This is a genomic window from Pseudoalteromonas sp. T1lg122 (genome assembly GCF_002964825.1).
GTDB lineage: Bacteria > Pseudomonadota > Gammaproteobacteria > Enterobacterales > Alteromonadaceae > Pseudoalteromonas > Pseudoalteromonas gelatinilytica.
This window is the reverse complement of the sequence record NZ_PQCG01000032.1, coordinates 115129-134057: the sequence shown is the minus strand read 5'-3', so window position 1 is coordinate 134057 and position 18929 is coordinate 115129. Positions and strand designations below refer to the sequence as shown.

Genomic DNA, 18929 nt, shown 5'->3' with positions numbered 1-18929 from the left:
TTTTTATTATTTCAAATTCTCTTGAGTCTCACCAATCTAGTGACCACTTACTGAGCCGGGTAACGCACCTGTGTGGTGGTTAATTAAGCCCCATTGATACAGCAAGTCCGTCATGTCTGAAAGGCTGAATAAAGTCATACTTAAACCGACAATCGTCAACACGATGGTATAAGGTAGCGCCATGTAAACCATGCGGCCATAAGATAGCCTTAACACAGGGGCTAACGTCGATGTAAGCAAGAATAAGAACGCAGCTTGTCCATTTGGGGTGGCAACACTTGGCAGGTTGGTACCGGTATTGATTGCTACAGCTAACAAATCAAACTGATCACGAGTAATTTGACCTGCCTGTAATGCAGCAGCCACTTCATTGATATACACAGTGCCGACGAAAACGTTATCGCTGACCATCGACAGAATACCGTTGGCTATAAAGAACATCACCAGTTGTAGCTGACCCTCAAAGGTCAGAACCCAAGATATTACAGGCGTGAATAAATGTTGGTCGATAATCACCGCAACAATCGAGAAGAATACGCACAGTAAGGCTGTGAATGGCAAGGCTTCTTCAAATGCTTTACCAAGCTGATGCTCTTCAATGATACCGGCACTGGCTGTTGCAAAAATAATTACAGATAAACCAATTAAACCAACTGTTGCCAAGTGAAGGGCCAGACCAATGATCAACCAAACAGCAATAAAAGCTTGAATAGCTAAGTTCACTTTATCGCGTGTAGTGCGTTTTTTCTCAAGTTTTTTAGCGTGATCAGCTAAAATCGTGTGAATTGGTGCAGGTAGTTTTGCACCATAACCAAATGCTTTAGTCTTTTCGAGTAAAAAGGTTGTAGCAATACCGGCAATCATCACAGGCAATGTGATTGGCAGCATACGGAAGAAAAATTCGCCGAATAACCAGCCAGCACGCTCAGCAATGATTAAATTTTGTGGCTCACCCACCATAGTACATACACCACCTAAAGCTGTACCGATTGATGCATGCATTAATAAGTTACGTAGAAAAGCACGGAACTCTTCAAGTTCTTGACGGTTTACTGGGCGCACTTGGTTGTCATCATTAATATCATGCTCACTGTTTGAGTCTTTACCAGATGCCACCTTATGATAAATGCTGTAAAAACCCATTGCGACCGCAATGACCACAGCCATTACAGTTAACGCATCTAAGAAAGCAGATAAAAATGCGGCTGAAATGGTGAACGACAGTGATAACACGGTTTTACTACGCACCGAGACAACAAGCTTTGTAAAGATATACAAGAGTAAATCTTTCATGAAGTAAATGCCTGCAACCATAAAGATAAGTAGCAGAATTACATCGATATTTTGAACTATTTCATGTTCAACTTGGCCGGCGGTCGTCATCCCAATAAACAACGCCTCTATTGCTAACAATCCTCCTGGTTGCAGAGGGTAGCATTTCAGTGCCATTGCTAATGTGAATATAAACTCTAAAACTAGCACCCAGCCAGCAACATAGGGATTAAGTTGAAATAAAATAGGGTTAATCAGTAAAAAAGCAACAATGGTGTATTTATACCATTGTGGCGCTGTACCCAAAAAATTCTTAAATATTGCTGTCAAAATGCTTTGTTGCATTGATGTACCCCAAGGTTGAGCTTTATTATTAATGCTAAATTAATGCAGATGTTTCTAGCTGTAAATAGATACTGTTTAATATTTTAGTATATCTAAAGTATTGTTGTTTGGTGCGCTTTTAAGCCAAAAGGCCATTTATTTACCTAGATCTTCTAGATTTTTATGCACACCAGAGTTAGTTTACTTGTTAGTTGCTGATCATCTGGTACAATCAGTGGGTTGATCGCCAAAGGCGGTAAAAGTAGTTGCTAACTCAAGTGGAAATTGAATGAGAATTTTTAAAGCGAAAAGCCCAGCAGGTTTTGCTGAAGAATACATTGTTGAATCTATTTGGAATGGTGACTTTCCGCCTGGCTCAATTCTTCCTGCTGAACGTGAATTGTCAGAACTGATTGGTGTCACACGTACAACGTTACGTGAAGTACTTCAGCGTCTAGCCCGTGACGGTTGGTTAACAATCCAACATGGTAAACCAACTCGGGTAAATAACTTCTGGGAAACTTCAGGTCTTAATATTCTAGAAACGCTAGCACGTCTAGATGAAGACAAAATGCCAGAGCTAACTGATCAATTACTTTCGGCACGTACGAATATCAGCGCGATTTACACTCGTGCAGCAATCAAGCTAGCGCCAGAGCGCGTTATTGAAATTTTATCGCAAAGTGAAGAGCTTGAAGACAGTGCTCAAGCATTTGCTGATTACGATTATAAAGTTCATCACGAATTGGCTGTCGCAGGTAATAACCGCATTTACGTGCTTATCTTAAATGGCTTTAAAGGCTTCTATTCAAAAATTGGCTGCCATTACTTCTCTGATTCACGTACACGTGAATTAGCACGTCAGTTTTATAAAGATTTAACTGAATTGGCAGAGCGCCGTGAACATGACGGTGCGATTTCTATGATGCGTAAATACGGTCATCAAACAGGTGAAATCTGGCAGCAGATCCGTGGTGACATGCCGGAAGATATCATGGACTAAGTGTCTAATATTGATCTATTATTTTAAGAACCCAGCGAAAGCTGGGTTTTTTGTTTTAGTTATTTTTAAGCACCGGAAGCACTTCAGCGCTTTCATCATCAAGCATCGCTAAAACACTGTTAAAATCATGTTTGGGGTACCAGCCTAGTTGCTGCTGCGCTTTAGTTGAATCGTATACTCGGTCCAAACTAGTTGGTAATGCCCAGCCTCGCTGCTTGAAAGCACCTGCTAAAGTAGGGATCCGTTCTGCAATGAGTTTATCTGCTTGCCTATATATTTGCTGGCAATCTTCTTTTGAATAGGGCGTAACGCCGGAAATGATGAAGCGATTAAAACCATTGAGTTTTTTCTCAATCGCACATAAATGTGCATGAGCAACATCACGCGCGTCTATACCTCTACTATTGCGAAATAGCGCCATATATCAGCAGGTTCAGGAAAGCAGCGAGACATTTGTAAAACCGTGATAGGCAATGTGTGCTTTATTGAAATCGCCTCAAGTTTGGCTTCTGCGGCAATTTTAGTTTTATGATAAATAGATTTTGGCTTTGGTATAACCTGTTCGGTTATCCAGCCAGTTTTACCTAATGGTGTGGATGCTGAACCATAAAGCGCTGTGGTGCTGGTAAAAATAAACTGTTTTACACCAGCTTCTATTCCTAACAATGCAAGTTGTTCGGTCGCGTCCACATTTATAGTGTAAAAATTATCATCAGAGTGCAAGCCAACATGTGGGGCATGTAAAGCAGCTGTGTGTATTATCACATCTACGCCATCTAGCGCTTGTTTAATTAAATCATGATCACGTATATCCCCCACATAATCAGCAGTGGAGCAGGGAGTTTTATCTAAACCAACCACATCATAACTTGTCATTAACTTAATATAGATTGCACGTCCAACATGACCTGCTGAACCTGTGAGCAGGACTTTTATTTTCCTACCTAGTGATTCGCGTCATGCATATTTTATCAGATCTTAGCCGCTGATTTTGCAGCTATTGGCTACTGTTCTATTTTGGGAATCGCTCAATATGGTTACGAATCAATTTTTCCGATTGAGCATATCGCTTTTTTCGATTGTTCATTTGTCTGTAACCTCATTAAACTATCTTGCAAATTATCAATGCTTACTCTTGGTTTTTGCTATTTAGTAACCATATCTAAGTGAGTATTGCATAGGCAATTGGAAATAAACTCAAATATTTGGAGATAAAAATGGGTGTATTAGTTGGCCGTCAGGCACCAGACTTTACTGCAGCAGCTGTTCTTGGTAACGGTGAAATCGTTGAAAACTTCAACCTAAAAGAAACTATCAAAGGTAAAAAAGCAGTTATCTTCTTTTACCCGTTAGACTTCACTTTCGTATGTCCTTCTGAGCTAATCGCTTTCGACAAACGTTTTGAAGAGTTCCAAAAGCGTGGCGTTGAAGTAATCGGTGTTTCTATCGATTCACAATTCTCACACAATGCATGGCGTAACACTGCCGTTGCTGACGGTGGTATTGGTCAAGTTAAATATGCACTAGTTGCAGACGTTAAACACGAAATCTGTCAAGCATACGACGTTGAGCACCCAGAAGCTGGTGTTGCTTTCCGTGGTTCTTTCCTAATCGACGAAGAAGGTAACGTACGTCACCAAGTAGTTAACGACCTTCCTCTAGGCCGTAACATCGACGAAATGCTTCGCATGGTTGACGCACTAGCGTTCCACAGCGAGCACGGTGAAGTATGTCCAGCTGGTTGGACTGAAGGTAAAAAAGGTATGGACGCAAGCCCTGCAGGTGTTGCTAAATTCCTTTCTGAAAACGAAGGCGACCTATAATTTAGGCCTAAGTTAAAGAATTAAAAAACCCGCCAATTGGCGGGTTTTTGTTTTAAGCTTTATGCTTCATTAGGCGCTCTTTTTCACGTGCCCAATCTTTATTTTTTCCGTCTTCACGTTTGTCGTGCATCTTTTTACCTTTAGCAAGGTGGAACTCCAACTTCACCCAGCATTTTTTCCAGTACATTGCAGTAGCGATTAATGAAAATCCGTCGCGTTCTGTTGCACCGATTAGACGATCGATTTCACGCTTATTTAAAAGTAACTTACGATAACGAAGTGGATCGCAGATTACATGAGTAGAAGCACTGTTGAGAGGCTGAATTTGACTGCCAAGTAAAAATGCTTCGCCGTTTTTAATGTGAATATAAGTCTCAGAGATGTTTACTTTACCAGCTCGGATACTTTTTACTTCCCAGCCCTGTAGTTCAACCCCTGCTTCGAACTTATCGTGTAAAAAATACTCATGACGCGCTTTTTTGTTAAGCGCGATGGTATTACTTGTCGATTTAGATGATTTTTTCTTAGCCATAGTGGCTCATATTATACGTAAAAACAGCGTTTTTACATCGCTTTTTTAAGGCTTTGCAGAAATTTTCGCATCACTAAAATTTGGGGAAATAGCTAAAGCTTGCTAAAATTCGCCGACAAAGTTGGGAGTGAATATGCCGCAGATAGAAAAAAGTGCGCTGGTAATGTATAGCAGCAAAGAAATGTTTGATTTAGTGAATGATGTTGATGCTTATCCTGAGTTTTTACCACATTGTTCAGATGCAAAAATCATTACTCAGCAAGCCAGTGGCATGACGGCCAGTTTGGAGATCTCAAAAGCGGGTTTAAAAAAGTGGTTCACGACTGAAAATACTTTTATTGACGAACAAACGGTTGCCCTTCGCTTAGTTGATGGCCCTTTTAAAAAGTTGCAGGGTAAATGGCACTTTTTACCGCTGGACGATAAAGCATGTAAAGTGCAGCTTCACCTAGAATTTGAATTTGCCAGTAAACTCATTGAGCTTGCGTTTGGCAAAGTGTTTAACGAAGTGGCTAAGAACATGGTTAATGCATTTACACAACGCGCTAAAACGGTATACGGAGTTCGCCCATGATAACGGTAGAAGTGGTGTTTGCTTTACCAACAACAGCAACCAGTTTATTAGTAGAAGTGCCAGTAGGTACTACTGCTGAGCAGGCGGTTATTAAATCTGGTATTATCGAGAAGTGCCCTGAAATTGATGCAAATGATTTAACTCTGGGTATTTGGAATCGCACATGTAAGCTTAATCAAGAAGTGAAGCAAGGGGATCGTATTGAGATTTATCGACCTCTTATTGCGGATCCGAAGGATGCACGTAGACGCCGAGCTGAAAAAGCCAAAGAAGAAGGCCGAGCTAATAAAATTACAGGCGGGCGCCCACTTAATAAGGCATAAAAAAGGGTAGCTTAGGCTACCCTTAATTAATTCGAATTAATATTACTCTTGTTCTAACGGTGTATTAAATTCGCTAGGTTGCTCATAATCACCCGATAATGAAACAAGCTTATCATTTTCAAAGTTAATAACGAGCGATTTACGCTGTTCGTTACTACGGTCGATATTAAATACATACAGGTAATGCCAAGTATTGTTATCGAAAGAGTCTTCAGCGACAGGCTTTCCTAGTACGTAAAGAACTTGCTCGCGAGTCATATTAACACGTAGCTTATCTACATCTGATTGCTCTAAGAAGTTACCTTGTGGAATATTGATACGGTAAACCCAGCTTGAACACCCTGCTGTAGCACTTAAAGTAAGGGTAAGTACTAACCAAAAAGAAAAAGTTTTAAACGACTGCATTATTTGTTTGAATCCTTATTTTTTATACACTGCATGATACCGATTAGTCACAGAAGGTAAAACCCTTTTCAGTAATTGTTTTTACTGAAATGCGATTAACAATCACGAGGCACAGATTTGACCACAGCAAACCCAGAAAGTTTACAGCAGTCTATAAAAAACAACGATAATTCAGAGACTCTGTGGCATTTGTATATAGTGCAAACACGTTTAGGTCATTGGTATACTGGGATCAGCACCAATGTTGAAAAGCGTTTTATGCAGCATCAAGCAGGGAAAGGAGCTAAAAATCTAAAGGGAAAAGGGCCTTTAACACTTGTCTATCAACAACAAGTGGGCAACCGAAGTGAAGCTACTAAATTAGAAATTAGCGTAAAAAAACTCAATAAAGCGCAAAAGAAGCAGTTCGTTTTAACATCTGAACTACCGAAGTAACTAGCTAGGTAGCTTTTCGACAAATTCAGCTATTTTTTTCATCGCAGATTCAAATAGAGTAAAGTCGATGTGCGCCGTTGTGTCGGTACTTTGGTGATGGTGTTTGTCATGCCCAATGCCAAAGTAAATGTAAGGGATCCCCGCCTTAGCGAATGAATAATGATCGCTTGCTCTGCGCCAATCGACATTGAGGTCAAATAGCCGATTTAGTCTTGCAGATGAACTTGTTGCCATAAAGGTTATTTGTTTATCCGATAGGGTTTTAATGTCAGTTTGATATTGTGCTAATGATTGATTATCTAAAAACGCATAGATACGTGGCTTTCTTGGGTTCACAACGAGCATATCTAAATTGATATTAAGTTTTATCTCGTCTTTATTAAGCGTTGATACTAAATATTCGCTACCGTGCAGGCCATTTTCTTCTGCGTCGGTTGCGACAAAAACTAACTGATATTGTTTAGGCTTTTCTGCAAAGTAACTGGCTAAATACAATAAAGCAGCAACACCGCTGGCATTGTCATTGGCGCCCGGGTAAAGCCGACTTCCTTTTTGCCCTAAGTGATCATAATGGGCTGTAAAAATGATTTTTTCACACTTCTCGCAATGACTACTTTTGGTCGCAACAACGTTCCGCCCAAAAGCCTTGCCAAAGAGCCCTGACTGATAAGCAAATGTTTGCTCATCAACAGTGTAACCAAGTGAAATAAAACGCTCAGAAATAAACTCAGCGGCTAACTGAGCGCCTTGAGTCGCCGTTTTTCGCCCTGCAAATTGAGCTGATGTTAGCGTGACGACGTCTTGCTCTAAGTTTGTATTGGCAAAAGCTTGCCCGCAGTGAAGCAGCAGGGCACTACTGGTAATGAGTAAGCTTAGCTGTATGCGAGCGAAGCGCTTGTAATTTACCTTCATAACGCTGTTTATCATGATCAAAGTCTGCTTTGTCGTTTGCTAATGTTAAGTGCTTTTTAGCAAGCTTTAGGTCACCTAATTGGTAATAGGTACGTGCTAAACCAAAATCAGTATCATGCAGAGTGGGGTTTAAGTCACGGGCTTTTTTGTAGTGCTTAATGGCATCTTGATAACGGGCTGTTGTATAGGCGTCATTACCTAAAGAAATATGATAATAGGGGTTTGCTTGGCGCTTTTTATCAAGCTTGGCTAATATTGCTTGGCCGAGGTCTTGGCGATCAGTGAGGTTATAGAGCCTTGCTAAATTGCCTAATGCGGTGTTGTTATCTGGATCTAAACTAATCGCGTATTGGTAGGCCGTTTCAGCATTTTCATAGTCACTTGTTAATCTGAATAACACCCCGAGGTTGCCCCAAGCGCCTGAATAGTTGCTATCAATATCCACAGCCGCTTTGTAATAGCTAAAAGCAATATCATAATCATGCTTTAACATCGCTGCTGCGCCTTTATTGTTATAAAACATCGCTGTGATGCGGGCTTTATTAATGTTACTGGTTTTAAATGCTTCTTGGCGGCTATTTGGGTCAAAATCTATGATTAAAGAGCGTTCTTCTGGATAAATGACTTTACGATTTACCACTTGTTTCTCAGACTCTCTTACTTTTAAGTTGATATGACCTGTAAGTAAATTAAAGCCATTATCAAGTGCCCAATACTCTGGAATGTGTACTTTTTGAAATTGCCCATCAAGGCCAAGGTATTCCGCAAGGCTATACGCTAAAATCGATAACGATAAACAGTTGGCGTTTAAATTTGAATAGGCTTGAGTGGCCGTTAAGGTAGCGCCAGATTGATAGGACAACGAAGCATCACCATTTTGCAACAAAAATTTGAGTAAACGCTTAGTGCTTTGCAGTGACCGACTGTCTTTTGGAAAGGCACTATCAAGTTGTGTCCGAACATGTTCGCTCAGAGCAAAGATCTCTTCTTGAGTTTCAACCTCAATGGGACTGAATTCAGTACTTTGCGTTAAAGCTAGTGGGGGAGGTGCTGATTTATTTTCTGTGCTACTACACGCGGTTAATAAGCAAAAGCTTGATACTAAAACGATGGTAAATGATTTCATCTGACCCTCTTAATTCTTGGCCTAATACCATTTAAGTATAGGCCGTGAATGAAAAAGGGTCAGTGTTAACTGTTACAAAACGTGTCAGCGTTTATCGAAGGTAGCAACAAGGTCGTCAAGGGTTTGCGCACTGTTCGCTAAGTCTTTGATTGCTTGCTCACTGTCGATTTGTTCACGCATAACATTGTCACTAATATCACTTATTTGCTCAATGTTACGGCCCACATCTGCCACTACGTTACTTTGCTCTTCGGTCGCAGTTGCTATTAATGTCGCCATATCGTTTATTTCATTAGCAGCATCGTTGATGGCATTGAGTAATTCAACTGAACTTTGCATTGCATCAACACTCAATTGAGCTTGCGATTTCGAGTGGTTGATGTGATTAACCACTAAATCAGACGTGTTCGTTAGCTCACTGATCATGGTTTGAATTTCAGTTGTTGACTGTGACGTGCGATTTGCAAGTGCTCTTACTTCATCTGCGACAACAGCAAAGCCTCGACCATGCTCACCAGCACGAGCAGACTCAATCGCCGCATTAAGTGCTAATAGATTAGTTTGCTCAGAAATCCCTCTGATAGAGTCAACGATACTAGCAATAGCTTGCGTTTTGTTTGCCAGCTCGTTTACTTGCTCGGTGATATTATCGATATCACATGCCAGCTCAATAATTGCTTCTTTACTTTGCGTTACCTGAGTATGGCTTTGTTCAGTGTTCTGCTTACTATTCTCAGTGAGTTTAGCCGTGTTCGCTGCGCTTGAGGCAATTTCTTGCACTGTCGCCCCCATTTCATTAATCGCTGCAGCAACCGAGATAGTTTGCTCTTTTTGATTATCAAGCGCTTCAGAGTTCTTCTGTGCTTGTTTAAATACATGCGCAGCACTTTGTCGGATTTCACTACTTTCTTGGGCAACTTGGCTGATTGCAGTTTCAATCTTAGAGATAAATTGGTTAAAGCCTGCAGATAAGTTAGCAAGTTCTGGCTGCTCGGAAGCAGGTAAACGATAAGCTAAGTTTGCATCACCTGAACCTAAACGCGTAAATAACTCAGCCATTTTCGACAGTGGCGATGAAAGCGTACGAGCAAGCACTAAACCGGCAAAGCTTGCGATCAGCGCAATGACGATTGCAAAGCTAATAATTTGCCATTGTAACACTTGGATACTCGAAAACACTTCATGCTTAGGTACTTGGGCAATAACAAATAAATCCGTGTTTTGAATTGGGCTTGCCGCCACTAAGGTTGCTTCACCATTAAGGTCAATTTCTTGTAAATTGAAGTCGCTTTGCGTTAGCAGTGTACGCGTGATGCCCGTTTTATAAACGTCATCCAATTTAGCTTTAGCGACTTTGTTCTCGTCTTTATGAAGTTGAATTAGCCCGTTTTTGTCTGCAACAAATACAAAGCCTGTTTTTTCAATTTGAAAGCGTTTTAGCATGGCCTGCATATCGTCAATGCTTTTAGCAAGGCCAGCTAAACCAATGCCATTAGTTTGCTGGTGGTTTACAAACATTTTCACATCAGTCGGTGATTCTTGATAAATACTGATAGAAAAAGGCTGCGAAGTTTTGGTAAACGCAAAAAACCAGCCATCTTGCTCTTGCGTTAAAACACGTAAGAAGCCGTCTTGGTTCCAATATTGTGCCGTTTCACGATTAGCCCACGAAGCAGTTGCTAAATCGTATTGCTTAACAAGTCGGTTAAGCTCTTTTAGCAGTGTTTTATCATCAGTATCGCCTGAACGCGCCCACTCTAATACAAATTCGTTACTAGAGAGTTGCTCAGCGGCACTGATCATTTGATTTATATCGTGAGTAATATAGTTATCAATTGCTTGAAGTTTGCTAGGTAGCTCAGATTCAATCATTCGTTGTTCGATGATTTGTTTTGCACTGTATATCGCTGTTGCGCCGATTAACGCAGCAACAATGAGCGCAATTGAACTGCCAAGCAGTGTAATTTTTTTAGTAATGGTGAGTTGATTTAACGCCATGAAAGTGTCTTAGTTTACAACATTTAAGTCAGTAATTTTAGCATACACTTTATAGATGACGAATCAATGTAGGGACAAAAAAAAAGCCCAAAGCATATAAGCAATTGGGCTTGGTTTCTAACAAGCGAAACTTACTTTCCAGGGTTAAACAATTTTCTTCATTGCTGACATGTAACCACGTAGCTTGCTACCAATGATTTCAACCGGGTGCTCGCGTAGTGCTTTATTCACGGCAATCAAGGTTTGGTTATCAACTTGGTTGCTAGCACTATCAAGACCTTTACCAATCACATCAGTGTCGATGTCTTTCATAAAGTCTTGTAGAAGCGGTAAACACGCGTGGTTGTATAAGTAACAGCCATACTCTGCAGTATCTGAAATAGTTCGGTTCATTTCGAAAAGCTTCTTACGCGCAATAGTGTTTGCGATAAGCGGCGTTTCGTGTAGTGATTCATAGTAAGCAGATTCAGCGATGATACCTGCTGCAGTCATGGTTTCGAAGGCAAGTTCAACACCTGCTTTAACCATGGCAACCATTAAAATACCTTGGTCGAAGAATGCTTGCTCGCTGATTTCTTGGTCAGTATTTTGTTGCTTTTCGAATGCAGTTTCAGCTGTTTCTGCGCGCCATGCTAGTAATTTTGCGTCATCTTCAGCCCAGTCAGCCATCATACCGCGTGAGAATTCGCCGCTGATGATATCGTCCATATGCTTGTTATAAAGTGGGCGCATTATTGTTTTAAGCTCTTCACTTAATTCAAATGCTTTCACTTTTGCTGGGTTAGATAAACGGTCAAGCATGTTAGTCACACCACCGTACTTAAGTGCTTCAGTGATCACTTCCCAACCATATTGGATTAGTTTTGATGCGTAACTTGCATCAATGCCTTTTTCGACCATTTTATCGAAGCAAAGTAGTGAGCCTGTTTGTAACATGCCACATAGAATCGTTTGCTCACCCATTAAGTCAGATTTAACTTCTGCAATAAATGATGATTTTAGTACACCCGCACGATGGCCACCGGTACCTGCTGCATATGCTTTCGCTTGCGCTAAACCATGACCTTGAGGGTCGTTTTCTGGGTGAACAGCAATTAATGTTGGTACACCAAAGCCACGTTTGTATTCTTCACGTACTTCTGAACCAGGGCACTTAGGTGCAACCATGATCACTGTTAAGTCTTCACGGATCTGCATGCCTTCTTCAACAATGTTGAAACCGTGTGAATAAGCAAGTGTTGCGCCTTGTTTCATTAACGGCATGATGGCATTAACAACAGCCGTATGTTGTTTATCAGGTGTTAGGTTTAATACTACATCTGCTGTTGGGATAAGCTCTTCATAAGTACCTACGGTAAAACCATTTTCAGATGCGTTTAAGAAAGATTGACGACGCTCAGCAATCGCTGATTCACGTAATGTGTAAGAAACATCTAAGCCCGAGTCACGTAAATTTAAACCTTGGTTAAGGCCTTGTGCGCCACAACCGACAATAACGAGTTTTTTCCCTTTTAAAGCATCTACGCCATCAGCAAATTCTGATGGGTCCATGAATTCACATTGCGCTAATTGCGCTAACTGCTCTCTTAAAGGAAGAGTATTAAAATAATTCGCCATTGTTAGTGTCCTATAAATACAAGTTTGTTAGAAAATCAAAGAACCGACGTAGTGTTCTTTGTATGTATTAACACTATGCAATTTTTAACCTTGCGTAAAATGATATATTTGAATTAAAGTGTTTCATAAAATGAAATGGTGGCCGTATGGATCATAAACATCTTAATTATTTTTTAGCTTTAGCTAAGACGCTGCACTTTGCCAGAGCGAGTGAGCTTTGCCATATCAGTGCGCCAACCTTGAGCCGTAACATCAAACAACTCGAAGAAGAGGTTGGGGTGGTGTTGTTTAATCGCGATAATCGTACGGTTAAATTAACTCGTGAAGGAGAGTCATTTATTGAATACGCCAATGCGACGCTCGCTAACTGGCATCGTTTCAAAGCAAATGTACAAGAGCCACAACAACATATTTATGGCAATGTCAGTATTTATTGTTCCGTGACAGCCTCATATAGCTTTTTGCATCAAATACTCGAGCAACTGCGAATGCAGCACCCATATATAGAGATTACTCTCAATACCGGTGATCCCGCTCTTGCCATAAACCGCGTATTAGATGGTCATGAAGCGATGGCGATTGCCGCTAAACCAACAAAGTTGCCAGGGCAAATAGCGTTCACCAGTATTGGCTATTCGCCTTTGGTTTTGATTGCACCCAAAATTGCTTGTCCAATTAGCGATAAGCTTTCAGCAAGTGAGCCAATTGATTGGTCAGATTTAGAATTTATTGTTGCAGAGCAAGGTTTATCAAGGCAGCGGCTTGAGCAATGGTGGCGTAAAAAAAATATTCACGGTCGAATTTACGCGCAGGTTGCAGGCCATGAAGCCATGGTTTCTATGGTGAGCTTGGGATTAGGTATAGCCATGGTGCCAAAAATTGTACTGGATAACAGCCCGCTAAAAGATAAAGTACAAATAGTGAGTGATGCAGAGCAGACAATTACGGGTTTTGAAATTGGCCTCGCTGTTTTGAATAAAGAGCGCCACGATCCCGCACTCAATGCAATTTGGAGTATTGCTCAATCGCTTACTCAGCAAGCGATTTAACTTACTTTCTCGCAACTAATACTTTATTGTGAACAATATTATATTGATACAAATATCCTAATTTTGCTTAGGTATTTAGTATTGGTTTTTGTAAAAAAAGTTCGTGGTTTTTGCTGGTTTTGCGTTTGCAAAATCCTTTTTCATTGATTTTTTTAAAGGGGTTGATACCGTATTTTAAAATAATAAAATTTTCATGGCGTAGACTCATGATACTCACAGCGCAAGCCGACCATTCTTTAAGCTACTCTAGCCACTGTTTGAAGTTAGCTATCCCGTTTATGGTGAAATATAAAATGCCAATCACGCCACTCAATTACGCGCTTTGGTATTGCTACGTGAGTGAAAAGAATCAAGATTTAAACAAAGAACTTGATAATATTATTAAAAAATATAAAACCTGTGATCATGAGCAAGCGAAGCGACTCTTCAATAAATACCTTTCTAAAGACGATCTAAGTCTGTTTTATCAGCTCTCCACTGGTTTTAATAATGTCGTTGGCAAAGTGCACCAAGACATCAATGAGGCATTAACTTATTCCGCTGAATTTAATCTGGCTCTACAAGAGTGCCGTGAAACGTTAAATAAAGCAGACATCAGCCAAGAGAGTGGTTTTGATGACGTGCTGGATTGTGTTGAACGCTTAAGCGATGAATCAGCGGCACTGCAAAGCCGAGCTCAGGATTTTCAAAATCAGCTTGCGATGGCATACTCTGAAATTACAGAACTAAAACAAGAGCTTGTTAGGTCACGAAGTAAGGCAGAAAAAGACCCTCTGACAGGGCTTTATAACCGCGGTAAATTTGATGAAGATATCACGCGGTTTTGCCAAACCAATGACTTAGCAGAAGTCGCTGTCCTTACTATGGTTGATATCGATCATTTTAAACAATTTAACGATACATTTGGTCATCAAAAAGGAGACCAAGTTTTGCGTGCAGTGTCTGCAAAACTCCTTAAGCATGTTTCGAGTGTCGGTCAAGCTTATCGTTATGGGGGGGAAGAGTTTTGCTTCACCGCGCAGTTTGCAAGCATCAGTGATATGACCAATTTCACTCAACAACTACGTCAAGCTGTAACCAAATTACAAATCAAAGACCCTAACTCTAACAAGGTGTTAAGCCAAGTAACCGCTAGTTTTGGTATTGCGATAAAAGCTAAAAATAGTAACCCAGAACAACTTATAGCAAAAGCTGATAAAGCGCTCTATTTAGCCAAAGAGCATGGCCGAAATCGTATCGAAATCGTCGAAGAGTAACAAACTTAACCGATATATGTATCAAATTTGTGAATAGTTGTAACCTTGCAACGACAGTTTGTTCACATCTTGGTATTATGTTCTTATTGCAGAAATCTCTTTGGTCGTACAATAACAATGAAATCTCAAACGATCAGGATGTGCGCAGTGGTGTATGCCTTGTTTGGCATGCTATTGAGTCAAGCAAGCGCTGATGATTCAACGCGCACTGAACGTGAAAGCCGTGTGGCAAATCAACAGATTGATACCCAGCAGTGGCACCTAAGTATTAATACCGGAGCAGGGGTGATCACGAATCCCCTTCATGGTGGTGATAACTTACCTTTAATCGTGTTGCCTGAAATCGCTTTTTATGGTGAAAAATGGTTCTTTGATAATGGCCGTTTAGGTTATTCATTCCAAGAAAGCGATACTCATGTTGTTAATTTCGTTACTGAGTTCAACCCTGAGACTCGTTTCTTTATTGATTTTCATCCAAGCAATGTTTTTGCACTGCAAACATCGAATAGCTTTATTGTTGAATCGACCACCAGTAATGAACTGGCAGAAAAGTCGGTATCGACGAACGATATTAAAAAAAGACGTTGGGCCTTAGATGCCGGTATTAGTTATCACTATATACACAGTAATCATGTTATTTCTTTACAAGCACTTGCTGATGTCTCTGGTGTTTATAAAGGTCTGCGTAGTGCCTTGCAATGGCAATCACATCACCGGATAGGGAATTTATCAGTCGCACCTAGCCTGGGCGTTTGGTACAAATCAGCCAGACTAAATGATTATTTTTATGGTTTATCGGCTAAAGAGTCCTCATATGGGGAAATAGATGTTGGCAGTAGCTGGCAACCTTATGCTAAAATCGACGCCCGTTGGCCCCTGAGTGAGGCCAACTCTCTTCGTTTTCATTTAGCATATTATGACTACTCAGCCGTGGATGACAGTCCGCTTTTTGAACACACGTACTCGATGACTGCATTTATAGGATTCAATCATATTTTTTAATATGAAGTATTTTGTTTTTAGTCTGTGTGTGTTTGCTGCTGTTATTTGGGCTACCCCAAGCCATGCGCAAGCGACTCAGTTTGATATCACGCCAAAAGTGTGTGTTGTATTACAACAGCACGAATTTTGTGATCTTGAGTTAAAAGTTAGCTGGCAAACAGCACAACCTCAAGATCTGTGTCTGTTTCAAAATAATCAGCAAATTCAATGCTGGAACGACAGTAACAAAGGGCTGTACAGCCATAAAGCGCGGGTTCAGGTTGAAACAATATACTCCTTAGTCAATCCGCACACGGGGAGCAAAATAGCGACCGCAAAAGTCGAAGTGCAAAGCACCGAAGCAAAAACAACGAGGCGTAGATTACGCTCACCGTGGAGCTTTTTTTAATTCAGGAGCAACCAATGGCAAAGATTTTACTTGTTGAAGATGATCTCGGCTTACAGCAGTTAACACGTGATTACCTTCAGCATAATGGGTTGGATGTTGCGGTCCTTGAACGCGGCGACGAAGTATTTGAATACCTAGAAAACAACCCCGTTGATTTAATGATTTTAGATGTGATGTTACCGGGTAAAGACGGGTTTAGTGTGTGCCGCCAGGTACGTGATAAATTTAGCTTACCTATCTTAATGCTGACTGCAAAAGGTGAGGACTTTGACCAAGTGATTGGCCTAGAACTCGGCGCAGATGATTATGTTATTAAGCCTGCTGAACCACGCGTTTTATTAGCGCGCATTAATGCGCTGTTACGCCGTGGACAAGCTAGCACTAAAGCACCTGAAGAGCTGAGCTTTGGTGATTTAAGCATTGATAAAACCAGCCGCATTGTTACACTTAAAGGCAATGAAATTACACTTACATCTCATGAGTTTGAGTTGCTTTGGTTACTGGCGTCAAACGCAGGTGAAGTGTTAAGTCGTGAACACGTGCATCAACATATGATTGGTCGTCAATATGATGGTTTAGACCGTACAGTTGACGTACGCGTGTCACGTATCCGTAAGAAACTAGGTGATAATAGTGATAAACCATACCGAATTAAAACAGTTTGGGGGCAAGGTTACCTCTTCGTATCTGATGCATGGGATATGTAATCATTAATGGGGAAACTATTTGCTAGCTTATATCTTTATATAATAGTTTCTCTGTTTCTCGTTAGTGGGGTCATAGAACAGTTATGGCCCTTACGAAGAAACTCAACAACAAATTGCCCTTGACCAAGAGTTTGGTAAATCCCTTTGGTTATTAAGCCAAACTGATAATGGCTTAGCAAAACTTCAGCAAGAATTTGCAAGTGAGGTCATAAATCTCACTGATCTAGCACTCCCTGATGACCTAAAAACACAGCTCAACAATGACCATTACCTGTATTTGTTTAATCAAGAACAAAAAGTGGTTTGGTATATAGCCCTTAATGACACACAGCTTTTACATGTAGGCCCTTTGTCTGTATCCAATCCTAATTTTAGCTCTGTTTGGCCCTACTTTTTATTATTGACCGTGATTGGCGTGCCAATAGGGCTATGGAGCCTATTGCTGTGGCGCGATTTTAATAAACTTACTCTTGCTTGTGAGGCAGTAGGAGGGGCACAAGACTTTGAACTTCACGATGCCTCTAAATCATTTTTTCTGCCGATTACGGATACACTCAACGCGATGCAAGAGCGCATTCAATACCTTCTGGCAGCGCAGCAAGAGCTGACTTCTTCCGTTTCGCATGAATTTAGAACCCCCCTTGCGCGGTTAAAGTTCGCTGTTGCGATGCTTGAAGAGCAAATCGAGAATGAAAAATCCTACACTTACATTGATAACATGCAGGCAGATATTGCAGAGCTTGAAGCACTGGTGTCAGAAATGCTTGAATACGCGCGACTTGATTCACACCAACCAAGCTTAAAGCCCCGTTCCTGTGACCTGACAGCGCTTATTAACAGTGTGGTGAATAAGCTTGAGTTTGCTACTGATATAGAGGTCGCAGTGAGTGCTCCTAAGCTGCTCTACTACGAGTGTGACGAGCATTTTATGGCGCGTTGTATTCAAAACCTATTAGGTAATGCACAAAAATACGCAAATCATAAAATTCATGTCAGCCTTGAAGAGTTGGGTGATTCGATACAAATAAGTGTTGAAGACGATGGTCCTGGGATCGCTAAATCTGAATGGCAAAGTATTTTTAAGCCATTTACTCGTTTAGATAAAAGTCGTGATAAGAAAACCGGCGGCTTTGGATTAGGGCTTGCCATTGTCGCTAAAATTGTTAGTTGGCATCAAGGGCAGTCTGAGGTGTGTGATTCACCATTAGGTGGAGCTAAATTTACGATTCATTTGTTTAAAAGTAACTCGCTTTAAATTACAGGCATAAAAAAAGCGCCTAGGGCGCTTTTTAAAGATTAAAACCAAAAATAAACAAGTAGCAAAGTAATAGACCGCGGCTATTTATAAAAGTTCGAAAAAATATTTAATTATTTTTCATCTAATAATGGCATTAGCATTTTTTCGAGGCCATTGAGCTTCACTTCATACATCATCGCCAGTTGTGCACCTAACTGAGAGTCTGGAAATCCTTGTTGTTTAAACCACACTAAATACGGTTCAGGGAGCAACAATAAAGGGCGACCAGCATATTTTCCAAATGGCATCTTGGTATTTATGGCGCGTTTGAGTTGAGCTGTATCCATCTTTATCTCAAAGAAATTTTAAAGTCAGATAATACGGTAAAAAGGGGAGAGAAAATAGGCTGTGACGGGCAAGAAACAGCCTATTTAGTGAGGGATGTAGGCCCTCTAAATTACAACCACTAAATCGATTACAGCAGTTTAGTGTAGTTGGTAACGACGCTTTTTCGTAAAGCCAAGCTGTTTTAGCTTAACGACGATAGTCGGGTCGTCAATTCGCTCAGGTGTTTCACTGTCACGAAGAAAATGATCACTTGGTACTTGATATACATCGAGCATCTTGTTGAACAGCACCGTTCTGATATCCATTGCAGTCATGCCATTCTTTTGTAACTCATCAAGTTGCTGCTGAATATCTGAAAGTTTCCCGGTACGTGCATCATCCGTGTTTGCTAAAAACTCGTTGGTAAACTTATTTTTCATTTAAACAACCTCAATCCATCTAACAAGTGCTGTGAAATAAACAGCGGTACAACAACACTGTTAAACTTTTTTGTGTTAAAAATAGATACTTAGCTAAGCATCTTGAAATTAATTCTACTCTTTTTTTTAGCCTGATTGCTAATCTGGATGTAAAGCTTTGTAAATAAGCTTGACCCAAT

The 18929-nt window shown here is 40.6% G+C and carries 19 protein-coding genes and 2 pseudogenes; 11 read left to right on the top strand and 10 right to left on the bottom strand.

From position 1 onward, the window contains the following. Positions 1-36: 36 nt before the first annotated feature. The gene (gene nhaB / locus C2M33_RS13220) at positions 37-1617 is read right to left on the bottom strand and encodes a sodium/proton antiporter NhaB (RefSeq protein ID WP_063700133.1); all 1581 of its coding nucleotides are present in this window, start codon (positions 1615-1617) and stop codon (positions 37-39) included. 268 nt (positions 1618-1885) lie between these two features. Between nhaB and fadR the strand changes: the two genes are divergently transcribed. Further along, positions 1886-2599, top strand: a complete 714-nt coding sequence (gene fadR / locus C2M33_RS13215) for a fatty acid metabolism transcriptional regulator FadR (protein ID WP_054561887.1) — start codon at positions 1886-1888, stop codon at positions 2597-2599. A 55-nt stretch (positions 2600-2654) separates the two neighbouring features. Here the strand turns inward: fadR and C2M33_RS13210 are convergent. Beyond that, positions 2655-3535 (bottom strand): annotated as a pseudogene (locus C2M33_RS13210) (NAD-dependent epimerase/dehydratase family protein). 281 nt (positions 3536-3816) lie between these two features. Here C2M33_RS13210 and C2M33_RS13205 point away from each other — a divergent pair. Then, a complete protein-coding gene (locus C2M33_RS13205; protein WP_063700129.1) occupies positions 3817-4422 on the top strand; it encodes a peroxiredoxin C in 606 nt (201 codons plus the stop codon). Positions 4423-4474: 52 nt separating this feature from the next. On the opposite strand, the gene smpB is transcribed toward C2M33_RS13205, so the two are convergent. Beyond that, a complete protein-coding gene (smpB, locus tag C2M33_RS13200; protein WP_063700124.1) occupies positions 4475-4954 on the bottom strand; it encodes an SsrA-binding protein SmpB in 480 nt (159 codons plus the stop codon). 133 nt (positions 4955-5087) lie between these two features. Here smpB and C2M33_RS13195 point away from each other — a divergent pair, with 133 nt between their 5' ends. Together C2M33_RS13195 and C2M33_RS13190 are read left to right on the top strand one after the other, a co-directional pair. Then, positions 5088-5528: a type II toxin-antitoxin system RatA family toxin gene (locus C2M33_RS13195; RefSeq protein ID WP_054551726.1), complete on the top strand. Its 441-nt coding sequence runs from the start codon at positions 5088-5090 to the stop codon at positions 5526-5528. Then, positions 5525-5851, top strand: coding sequence for an RnfH family protein (locus C2M33_RS13190; protein WP_063700122.1), 327 nt, complete (start codon positions 5525-5527; stop codon positions 5849-5851). Before C2M33_RS13195 ends, C2M33_RS13190 begins: the two co-directional genes overlap by 4 nt. Before the next feature lie 42 nt (positions 5852-5893). Here C2M33_RS13190 and C2M33_RS13185 read toward each other — a convergent pair whose 3' ends face one another. Beyond that, entirely contained in the window at positions 5894-6256 is a 363-nt protein-coding gene (locus C2M33_RS13185) for an outer membrane protein assembly factor BamE (protein ID WP_063700119.1), read from the bottom strand. A gap of 117 nt (positions 6257-6373) precedes the next feature. Here C2M33_RS13185 and C2M33_RS13180 point away from each other — a divergent pair, with 117 nt between their 5' ends. Beyond that, entirely contained in the window at positions 6374-6691 is a 318-nt protein-coding gene (locus C2M33_RS13180; RefSeq protein WP_105174633.1) for a GIY-YIG nuclease family protein, read from the top strand. Here the strand turns inward: C2M33_RS13180 and C2M33_RS13175 are convergent, their stop codons facing one another. From C2M33_RS13175 to ilvC, 4 genes are all read right to left on the bottom strand, one after another. Further along, positions 6692-7603 carry a M20/M25/M40 family metallo-hydrolase gene (locus C2M33_RS13175; RefSeq protein ID WP_158685586.1) on the bottom strand — a complete coding sequence of 304 codons (912 nt, stop codon included), beginning with the start codon at positions 7601-7603 and terminating at the stop codon, positions 6692-6694. Continuing rightward, the gene (locus C2M33_RS13170; protein ID WP_105174631.1) at positions 7545-8729 is read right to left on the bottom strand and encodes a tetratricopeptide repeat protein; all 1185 of its coding nucleotides are present in this window, start codon (positions 8727-8729) and stop codon (positions 7545-7547) included. Before C2M33_RS13170 ends, C2M33_RS13175 begins: the two co-directional genes overlap by 59 nt. Positions 8730-8813: 84 nt before the next feature. After that, complete coding sequence (locus tag C2M33_RS13165; protein ID WP_105174630.1) at positions 8814-10727, bottom strand: methyl-accepting chemotaxis protein; 1914 nt, start codon at positions 10725-10727, stop codon at positions 8814-8816. A 144-nt stretch (positions 10728-10871) separates the two neighbouring features. After that, positions 10872-12344, bottom strand: a complete 1473-nt coding sequence (gene ilvC / locus C2M33_RS13160; protein WP_063700109.1) for a ketol-acid reductoisomerase — start codon at positions 12342-12344, stop codon at positions 10872-10874. A gap of 146 nt (positions 12345-12490) precedes the next feature. Here ilvC and ilvY point away from each other — a divergent pair, with 146 nt between their 5' ends. The 6 genes and pseudogenes from ilvY (at position 12491) to C2M33_RS13130 (ending at position 18001) form a co-directional block, all read left to right on the top strand. After that, positions 12491-13393, top strand: coding sequence for an HTH-type transcriptional activator IlvY (gene ilvY, locus C2M33_RS13155; protein ID WP_105174629.1), 903 nt, complete (start codon positions 12491-12493; stop codon positions 13391-13393). A gap of 206 nt (positions 13394-13599) precedes the next feature. Beyond that, the gene (locus C2M33_RS13150) at positions 13600-14649 is read left to right on the top strand and encodes a GGDEF domain-containing protein (protein WP_105174628.1); all 1050 of its coding nucleotides are present in this window, start codon (positions 13600-13602) and stop codon (positions 14647-14649) included. 168 nt (positions 14650-14817) lie between these two features. Continuing rightward, positions 14818-15651 (top strand): MipA/OmpV family protein, encoded by an 834-nt coding sequence (locus C2M33_RS13145; RefSeq protein ID WP_082873970.1) that lies wholly within the window; start codon positions 14818-14820, stop codon positions 15649-15651. 1 nt (position 15652) lies between these two features. After that, a complete protein-coding gene (locus C2M33_RS13140) occupies positions 15653-16039 on the top strand; it encodes a DUF3019 domain-containing protein (protein ID WP_063700104.1) in 387 nt (128 codons plus the stop codon). A gap of 14 nt (positions 16040-16053) precedes the next feature. After that, positions 16054-16746, top strand: a complete 693-nt coding sequence (locus C2M33_RS13135; RefSeq protein ID WP_063700102.1) for a response regulator — start codon at positions 16054-16056, stop codon at positions 16744-16746. Between the two features lie 6 nt (positions 16747-16752). Continuing rightward, positions 16753-18001: pseudogene (locus tag C2M33_RS13130) on the top strand (ATP-binding protein). Between the two features lie 113 nt (positions 18002-18114). On the opposite strand, the gene C2M33_RS13125 reads toward C2M33_RS13130, so the two are convergent. Further along, on the bottom strand, positions 18115-18330 hold the full coding sequence (locus C2M33_RS13125; RefSeq protein WP_062564309.1) for a DUF3820 family protein: 216 nt from the start codon (positions 18328-18330) through the stop codon (positions 18115-18117). A 138-nt stretch (positions 18331-18468) separates the two neighbouring features. Then, complete coding sequence (locus tag C2M33_RS13120; protein ID WP_063700098.1) at positions 18469-18750, bottom strand: hypothetical protein; 282 nt, start codon at positions 18748-18750, stop codon at positions 18469-18471. Between the last annotated feature and the right edge of the window lie 179 nt (positions 18751-18929).

Bases quoted from the DNA above. Each gene is read 5' to 3' on its own strand.
- nhaB (WP_063700133.1), bottom strand. From the start codon at position 1,617: ATGCAACAAAGCATTTTGACAGCAATATTTAAGAATTTTTTGGGTACA.
- fadR (WP_054561887.1), top strand. From the start codon at position 1,886: ATGAGAATTTTTAAAGCGAAAAGCCCAGCAGGTTTTGCTGAAGAATAC.
- C2M33_RS13205 (WP_063700129.1), top strand. From the start codon at position 3,817: ATGGGTGTATTAGTTGGCCGTCAGGCACCAGACTTTACTGCAGCAGCT.
- smpB (WP_063700124.1), bottom strand. From the start codon at position 4,954: ATGGCTAAGAAAAAATCATCTAAATCGACAAGTAATACCATCGCGCTT.
- C2M33_RS13195 (WP_054551726.1), top strand. From the start codon at position 5,088: ATGCCGCAGATAGAAAAAAGTGCGCTGGTAATGTATAGCAGCAAAGAA.
- C2M33_RS13190 (WP_063700122.1), top strand. From the start codon at position 5,525: ATGATAACGGTAGAAGTGGTGTTTGCTTTACCAACAACAGCAACCAGT.
- C2M33_RS13185 (WP_063700119.1), bottom strand. From the start codon at position 6,256: ATGCAGTCGTTTAAAACTTTTTCTTTTTGGTTAGTACTTACCCTTACT.
- C2M33_RS13175 (WP_158685586.1), bottom strand. From the start codon at position 7,603: ATGAAGGTAAATTACAAGCGCTTCGCTCGCATACAGCTAAGCTTACTC.
- C2M33_RS13170 (WP_105174631.1), bottom strand. From the start codon at position 8,729: ATGAAATCATTTACCATCGTTTTAGTATCAAGCTTTTGCTTATTAACC.
- C2M33_RS13165 (WP_105174630.1), bottom strand. From the start codon at position 10,727: ATGGCGTTAAATCAACTCACCATTACTAAAAAAATTACACTGCTTGGC.
- ilvC (WP_063700109.1), bottom strand. From the start codon at position 12,344: ATGGCGAATTATTTTAATACTCTTCCTTTAAGAGAGCAGTTAGCGCAA.
- ilvY (WP_105174629.1), top strand. From the start codon at position 12,491: ATGGATCATAAACATCTTAATTATTTTTTAGCTTTAGCTAAGACGCTG.
- C2M33_RS13150 (WP_105174628.1), top strand. From the start codon at position 13,600: ATGATACTCACAGCGCAAGCCGACCATTCTTTAAGCTACTCTAGCCAC.
- C2M33_RS13145 (WP_082873970.1), top strand. From the start codon at position 14,818: ATGCTATTGAGTCAAGCAAGCGCTGATGATTCAACGCGCACTGAACGT.
- C2M33_RS13140 (WP_063700104.1), top strand. From the start codon at position 15,653: ATGAAGTATTTTGTTTTTAGTCTGTGTGTGTTTGCTGCTGTTATTTGG.
- C2M33_RS13135 (WP_063700102.1), top strand. From the start codon at position 16,054: ATGGCAAAGATTTTACTTGTTGAAGATGATCTCGGCTTACAGCAGTTA.
- C2M33_RS13125 (WP_062564309.1), bottom strand. From the start codon at position 18,330: ATGGATACAGCTCAACTCAAACGCGCCATAAATACCAAGATGCCATTT.
- C2M33_RS13120 (WP_063700098.1), bottom strand. From the start codon at position 18,750: ATGAAAAATAAGTTTACCAACGAGTTTTTAGCAAACACGGATGATGCA.